The 6,920-nt window shown below is 36.2% G+C and carries 6 protein-coding genes; 2 read left to right on the forward strand and 4 right to left on the reverse strand.

Annotated features, from left to right (window positions below; all coding sequences use genetic code 11):
- Positions 1 to 471: 471 nt before the first annotated feature.
- Genes LMB56_RS03460 through LMB56_RS03470 form a run of 3 tightly spaced genes read right to left on the reverse strand, consistent with a single transcriptional unit; the run spans position 472 to position 2,846 of the window.
- On the reverse strand, positions 472 to 1,377 hold the full coding sequence (locus LMB56_RS03460) for an RluA family pseudouridine synthase (protein WP_153703603.1): 906 nt from the start codon (positions 1,375 to 1,377) through the stop codon (positions 472 to 474).
- The gene (locus LMB56_RS03465; RefSeq protein WP_003666883.1) at positions 1,377 to 2,189 is read right to left on the reverse strand and encodes an NAD kinase; all 813 of its coding nucleotides are present in this window, start codon (positions 2,187 to 2,189) and stop codon (positions 1,377 to 1,379) included. The genes LMB56_RS03460 and LMB56_RS03465 overlap by 1 nt, the downstream gene beginning before the upstream one ends.
- Before the next feature lie 3 nt (positions 2,190 to 2,192).
- Positions 2,193 to 2,846: a GTP pyrophosphokinase gene (locus LMB56_RS03470; protein WP_019251188.1), complete on the reverse strand. Its 654-nt coding sequence runs from the start codon at positions 2,844 to 2,846 to the stop codon at positions 2,193 to 2,195.
- A gap of 164 nt (positions 2,847 to 3,010) precedes the next feature.
- On the opposite strand from LMB56_RS03470, the gene LMB56_RS03475 reads away from it, so the two are divergent.
- Positions 3,011 to 3,649, forward strand: a complete 639-nt coding sequence (locus LMB56_RS03475) for a DsbA family protein (RefSeq protein ID WP_004562430.1) — start codon at positions 3,011 to 3,013, stop codon at positions 3,647 to 3,649.
- Positions 3,650 to 3,811: 162 nt separating this feature from the next.
- Here the strand turns inward: LMB56_RS03475 and LMB56_RS03480 are convergent, their stop codons facing one another.
- Positions 3,812 to 5,188: a C69 family dipeptidase gene (locus LMB56_RS03480; protein WP_229283539.1), complete on the reverse strand. Its 1,377-nt coding sequence runs from the start codon at positions 5,186 to 5,188 to the stop codon at positions 3,812 to 3,814.
- 363 nt (positions 5,189 to 5,551) lie between these two features.
- Here LMB56_RS03480 and LMB56_RS03485 point away from each other — a divergent pair, with 363 nt between their 5' ends.
- The gene (locus LMB56_RS03485; RefSeq protein ID WP_229282092.1) at positions 5,552 to 6,781 is read left to right on the forward strand and encodes an IS110 family RNA-guided transposase; all 1,230 of its coding nucleotides are present in this window, start codon (positions 5,552 to 5,554) and stop codon (positions 6,779 to 6,781) included.
- Positions 6,782 to 6,920: the final 139 nt, after the last annotated feature.

Below are 6,920 nucleotides of genomic sequence, written 5' to 3' on the forward strand. Positions count from 1 at the left end.
TTAAGCGAATTGACTTCGCAAATGTTTTGCTTCAAATCACATCGTGATTGAAGACCCTACACATTTGATTCGTCGAAACTTTGTTCAGTTTTCAAAGGTCTACCCGTTGGCTAATTAAGCAACAAATCAATATATTTATTATAACATATATCGAATTAGCTTGTCAAGAAGAAATTTTAATTAATTTTGAATTCCTTTTGATTGATAACTCAATCAGCAACTTTATTAATATATCATGTCATCAAGTAAATGTCAACAGTTTTTTATAATATATTTCAAAAATCATTGACTTTACAACCATATTTACTCTTAATAATCTTAATAGATATGATCATTTATTCATGCCTTATCGATGACAGGAATTATATTTTACCCTATATTTTTATTATTTGCAATACTTTTTTATAAAAAAATTACCAGTAAGCAAATTAATTTTATCTCCTGGTAATTTTCTATTAATTAGTTCAATTACTAATAATTTTTTGTACTTAAAAGATCATCTTTAGCATTTTTGAAATCACTTGGCAATGGTGCCGAAACAGTAATATTTTCATCTTTAAATGGACTATAAAAGCTTAGCCAATAACAATGGAGCGCTTGTCTAGCAATCAATCCTGATTCTTCACCATACATTTTATCGCCAATTAATGGAAAACCAAGACTAGCAAAATGAACGCGAATTTGGTGTGTCCGACCTGTATGCAACCTAATTTTGATAAGGCTTGCTTGAACATTACATTCTTGGCGCCAGTATTCAGTTACAGATGCTTTCCCTTCTTTCCCTACCATTCTTTTTACAAATGAATTAGGATCGCGTTGAATTGGCGCATCAATATAACCATGCTCTGCAGGAACCTTTCCTTTAATTAGAGCAAGATAGTTTTTCTTAACTAAATGTTTTTTTAACTGTTCATCGAGGATAGCGTGAGCAAATCGGTGTTTAGGAAAAACAACTAAGCCGCTGGTGTCACGGTCTAAACGTGTCGCAACATGGGTAACCTGATTTTCATAATTTTGGCGCTTATAGTAGCCTTTTACCCGATTCACCAAACTATCGGCTACCAGAACGTTATGAGCCGGAACTGTCGCTACTCCTGCTGGTTTATTCATTATTAAAAAATCCTGGTCTTCATAAATAATATCGATAGGTGCCTCACTGACATCCACATTATCATTAGCAGTTTCTGGAGGGAGAATTAAGGTTACCTTATCGTGGTAATTAACAGTATCAACGGCCCACTTATCTACCCCGTTTATTTGCATTTTTCCTCCATGGTATATGGCTACTTTTAATAACGAAGAAGAAACCCCATACATTTTTAATGCCGATCGTAATTTCCGTGGTGTGCGATGATCGTATATCCAATTAAATTCCATTAATGCACTCCACCAATAAATGAATCCTTTACTCGATTCCAGAAATTATTATGCCGATATTGAGCAAAATATATTCGTTGCTTGGATACTTTATAAGATAATTCAGTCAGATACCGTTCTTTCTCGCTTTTAAGCATCCATTGATCACGATCGCATGTAAGCACATGACCATTTTCATCACGCAAACGCAAGATTAACTCAGCATCAGCACCAAAAATAATCGGTGAGCCTAGGGTCCGAAAAACCCGGTTGTTAAGTGAAGCCATTTCTGCTAACTGAAAGCCAACACTATTTGGATCGACAATGGCACCACCAACTGATTTATTATAAGCAGTTGAACCGGTTGGAGTTGAAATACATAAACCATCTCCCCGAAAGTTTTCAAACAGATGATTATTAATAAACACATCACATACCATTGTTCGTGTAACATTCCGAATTGTTGATTCATTAAGTGCAATATAATTCTCTATCTGCCCATCAGAATAAGTAGCCTTCATATCAAGTAAGGGATACGAAACTGCCTGTCCGCTATCTTTTACTAAACTATCAACTAAATCATCAATTTCAAAACTCCGCCAATCCGTATAAAATCCTAAATGCCCAGTATGAATTCCAACAAAGCGTATGTTATTTAAATCTTTTTGATAATGATGAAAAGCTGATAACAAAGTGCCATCACCACCGATTGTTATTACAACTTCTGGATTTTTTTCGACATAAGTTAAACCCGCTCGTTTCATTTCGGTTTTTAAAACCTTTGTCACTCGTTGAGATTCTGCTGTTTCATTATTATATATTCCAATTCTCATAACTTACTCCTTTAACTCATCTTCATTAATAGAATTAGTTGACCTCCGCTTAGAAAACAATGTCTGTGCTTCCTTTATTTCTTCTCGAATCTCTGACATTTCATTATCAAGCTTAAATGCTGCCTCTGCGGCTCTTTGCAACCTTGCAGATAGCTCCTCAGGAAACTCACCTTGATATTTATAATTTAAGGAATGTTCTACCGTTGCCCAAAAATTCATTGCAAGGGTTCGCACCTGAATTTCAGCTAATATTCTTTTTTCTCCAGTAATCAATTGGACCGGATATTCAATAACAATATGATATGAACGATATCCACTCGGTTTAACGTTGGTGACGTAATCTCGTTCCTCTAAAATAGTCATATCACTTCGCTGCCGTAATAAGTCAACTACCTTATAAATGTCTTCTACAAATTGACACATGATCCGTAAACCGGCAATATCTTGCATATCTTGCTCAAGGCGGTCCTCTTGCACATGTCGTCTAATCATTTTTTCTTTAATACTATCAACTGGCTTTACTCGTCCAGTTACAAATTCAATCGGAGAATGTTGCGTTTGGTCTTGAAATTGCTTTCGCATCCCCCGTAATTTGACTTTTAGTTCATTTACGGCTTGCTGATATGGCAATAAAAAATGCTGCCAATCTTCAATCATAATTCAGCCTCCTGTTAAATCTCCGTATATTTTAGCACATTTATAATAATAACTCTTGTAATTATCCTAAAACTAAATTCTTTACAAATAGTTAGATATTTGCAAAAATAATTATGTTCACAGGATTAGGATTTTGAGTATACAAATGATCGGAGGGGTTAATTATGCTCGAACTTCATCTTTTTGTGAATCCATTAGGAATGCGCTGTTTACGGTGTGAAAAAGACGTGTTAAAAATTGATCGTGATTTAAATACAAAAATTAGTTATCAATTTGTACCACTATTCAATATGAAAACGATCGATAACACACTTAAATATTATCATCTTAATCCCCATGATCTTGCTATAAGACAACAAGTATCAAAAACCCTTAACCAAGTAATATTAGATTATAAAGCAGCCCTCTTCCAAGGACGAAAACGTGGACGGCATTATCTATTACAATTACAATCCGCACTGATTAACCAAGGCTTGGATTACAACGATGAATTAATTAATAAAATTGCACATGATTCACACCTTGACTTAGAAATGTTTTTTGAGGATCGGCAAAGTCAACTTGCCAAGCAGGCTTTCCGTCAAGATCAAAAAATCGCAAGTGATCTAGGCGTATCAGAAACGGCTACCGCAGTCGTTTTTAACACCGAAGATTCTGATTACGGCCTAATGATTCCAAATTTTGACTATAATACTTTAATAAACGCATTTAAAAGCGGAAAATTGGCTCGACCTACATCACTAGATGAATTCGTAAACCAATATCGTCCGCCTAAACTACAAATTATACAAAATAATAATTAATGGGACTGTGACATAAGTTAAGTTACTTTCATAAAAAGCAAATACGCAGTACAACAATAGGCCTCTAACGTCCGGCAAAACCGAACGTTAGAGGCCTATTGTTGCTTGCGGGGGCTCGAAAACGAAGTCACAAGTGACTTCTGTCTCGCTCCCATTTTCGATCTAAAATTGCAATCGTTCTTTTGAAAAGGCAAGTTTAACTAGCTTCCCCAGCAATTTCTTACTCTCAGCTACCGCAATTTCGGCCATCTGATTATTGACTGTGGTTAAAAATGCACTAACATCGCGGTGTTGTGCTATTTCCTTATCCGTATTCTTTTGAACATTCATTGTTTTTGCCATTACTTGTAATTCAAAGTTTTCTTCAATACTCTGTGCTTGCCGATAATTTTGGTCCCCAAGCGCAGCAATTGTATGAGTGAGCCAATACATATCGTCTATTGAATATTCAGTACTAGTGTTTCGATAAGGGATTGGTGTATCGTCAATATTTGCATAAAAGGGAACCACAGCATTAAAAGTATTAGGGCCAAATGCCAACCAATGAACACCAGCAATACTTGCCGGAACATTATTACGTATTTGTAGAATATGTAATTCTAAGTTTCGGTTTAATGCAATTGACCTAAATGGGGCTTTATCTCTTTCTAAATGATACGGATCAAAAGCTGTCCCTTGATAATGGGAACTCATTAACTTCTTAATCGTAGTTACAGTAAGCTTTTCTTTTGCATAACAGATGAATGGAAGGTTATTACTTTGCGGATTAGCATTTATCGTTCCTAGTTGCTGCTGAACATACCATGCTCGTGGGTTGTTATAAACAGTATCAGTAGCAGTTGCACTTCCACAAATATGTCGTAAATTGTATTCGTTCTCGCTAGGATTCAACTTATTTTGATCAATCCACTGTTTCAAATTTGGTGAACTCATTGTGTTGGGACTGTCAAAATCAAAATTAGTAATGTTAAATCGATTAGGAGCAATCACATAGGCGTTATCAGGAATTTTAACAGCTGCCCAATGATGACCGCCAATTGTTTCCATATACCATACTTCATTATTATCACTAAAAGCTATCGCATTAGCCTCATAAGTACCATACTTTTCTAATAAGCTTCCTAGTTTCTTAACACCATCTTGAGCACTCTTAATATAAGGAAGGACTAATGTTACAAAATCTTCTTCGCCAATTCCCGATAAGATGTTATAAGGATCTATTGCTAGTATCCGGGCATTAGTAGTAATAGTTTCAGTCGCACTCATCGCAACATTTACACCATTGATACCGCCTGCACCAAAAATCCCATCTTTATCGTCAGCATCAGGCGTAGAAGTATATTTTAGCTTAGGAACTGGTAAATCAATTTTAAAGTCAGTTGTTTTGCTTTGATATTGACGTGGCTGTCTTTCTGGTTTTACTAATACAAATCTTTGAGGATCAAATGCATTACCATAATCTTCCTCACGACAAACTATAGTTGACCCATCAATCGTTGCATTCTTTCCTGCTAAAAACATTGTACATGTATGTTGCATATTATGACCTCCTCGTATTCTATAAATATATCCTTACGGATTTTGCTACATTACAACTTGTTTTCTGGTCACCGCATGATAACCTCTAATTATCATTGGCTTTGGTCAACTGGTATAGGTTAATACCTCCTGTAGTTTTTAACTACTTATGAAGTCTGCCGCCCAGCCAATCTACTGATTTTCGAACTCACATGCTGTATCGATTAGATAGTTTACTAATTCAGAGTAGGATTAGGTGCAGCTTTAACTCTCTAACCAATGAATACTGATACTTGCGAGGATGTTTTTAGTGATTGTAATTAGGGGCTATCATGCAGTGATCAGATTAAGACCAGTAAATTTTAATGAAAGGAGGCCATTCCAATGAAACTTTTTGTCGGTATTGACGTTAGCTCAAAAGATTTAGTAACTTCAATGATTTCTGAAGAAACAACTGAAGTTGTTTTCCATGGTAACTTTGTTAATGATTTGAAAGGCGCAACAGAATTAAAAAACATGATTATCGATACGGCGAATTCAAATCATCTCGACCAAGTTGTGATTGGCATGGAAGCCACTTCCATTTACAGCTTTCACCCAGCAATGTTTTTCCAAGAAGACTCGGACCTTAAAAAGTTCAATACACAATCCGTGGTTATCGATCCTAAGAAAACTAAGCGCTATCATGATGTCTTCGCTGAAGATAAAAATGATCAAATCGACGCTTTTTACATTGCTGACTTCCTACGTGTTGGACGCTATTCAGTAGGGATTGTTCGTCAAGAGAACTACATTGCCCTGCAACGCTTAACGCGTTCCCGATATGAGCTTGTTCAAAGCTTAGCTCGGGCTAAGCAACACTTTATTGAGAACCTATACTACAAGCTCAATAAATTAGTAATTTCTGATGAACTGAATACTTCTATCTTTGGTTCAACGATGATGAGTCTGCTAACTGAAGATATGACTACTGATGACTTACTTAATCTTTCGATTACTGATTTAGCCGATTATCTGAATGAACACGGCCGGGGTCGCTTCGCGAACCCTGAAGCCTTGGCGAAAATAATTCAAAAGGCAGTTCGTGCTTCTTATCGTTTAGACAAAGTAATTGCTAATTCAGTTGATACAGTTCTCTCCGTTTATGCCGAGGAAATTAAAGCTTTTCAGAAGATGATTAAAGACCTCGACAAAGCAATTGAGAAAGTAGTTCAAGTAACTGATGAAGAACAGATTTTGCGCTCCATTCCCGGAATTGGACCAGTATACGCTGCTGGTATTTTAGCTGAAATTGGTCAAATCGAACGATTTGATAATGAAGCTAAATTGGCTAAATATGCTGGGCTTTCCTGGCGAGAAAAGCAGTCCGGAGCTTACGCTAGTGATAATACTCCGCTCAAGAGAACTGGTAATGCTTATCTTAGATACTATTTGGTTGAAGCTGCCAACAGAGTTAGAATCCAAGATCCAGTTTTTGGTGAATATTATCGGCGTAAATATCAAGAAGTAAAGCATACCCCATCAAAACGCGCTCTCGTCCTTACCGCACGTAAACTTATTAGGGTGATTTTCTTCCTACTCAAAAATCATCAAATCTATCAGGAAAAGAGGTAATTGGTATAGGAAGATAAACTGATTCTCGACGCTTAGCTTTTAAAACACCTTGGGATCAAGGCTTATTTAAGTGCGTCAAAAATCTGGTCAAAACAAGTTTGTCAGTGATAATTTTATCTTGACTTATTACCACATGACT

Source organism: Limosilactobacillus reuteri (assembly GCF_020785355.1).
In the GTDB taxonomy this organism is placed as follows: Bacteria; Bacillota; Bacilli; order Lactobacillales; family Lactobacillaceae; genus Limosilactobacillus; species Limosilactobacillus reuteri_I.

Excerpts from the sequence above, each read along its gene's own strand:
- LMB56_RS03460 (WP_153703603.1), bottom strand. The coding sequence starts at position 1,377 with ATGGAATTTAATTGGATATACGATCATCGCACACCACGGAAATTACGA.
- LMB56_RS03465 (WP_003666883.1), bottom strand. The coding sequence starts at position 2,189 with ATGAGAATTGGAATATATAATAATGAAACAGCAGAATCTCAACGAGTG.
- LMB56_RS03470 (WP_019251188.1), bottom strand. The coding sequence starts at position 2,846 with ATGATTGAAGATTGGCAGCATTTTTTATTGCCATATCAGCAAGCCGTA.
- LMB56_RS03475 (WP_004562430.1), top strand. The coding sequence starts at position 3,011 with ATGCTCGAACTTCATCTTTTTGTGAATCCATTAGGAATGCGCTGTTTA.
- LMB56_RS03480 (WP_229283539.1), bottom strand. The coding sequence starts at position 5,188 with ATGCAACATACATGTACAATGTTTTTAGCAGGAAAGAATGCAACGATT.
- LMB56_RS03485 (WP_229282092.1), top strand. The coding sequence starts at position 5,552 with ATGAAACTTTTTGTCGGTATTGACGTTAGCTCAAAAGATTTAGTAACT.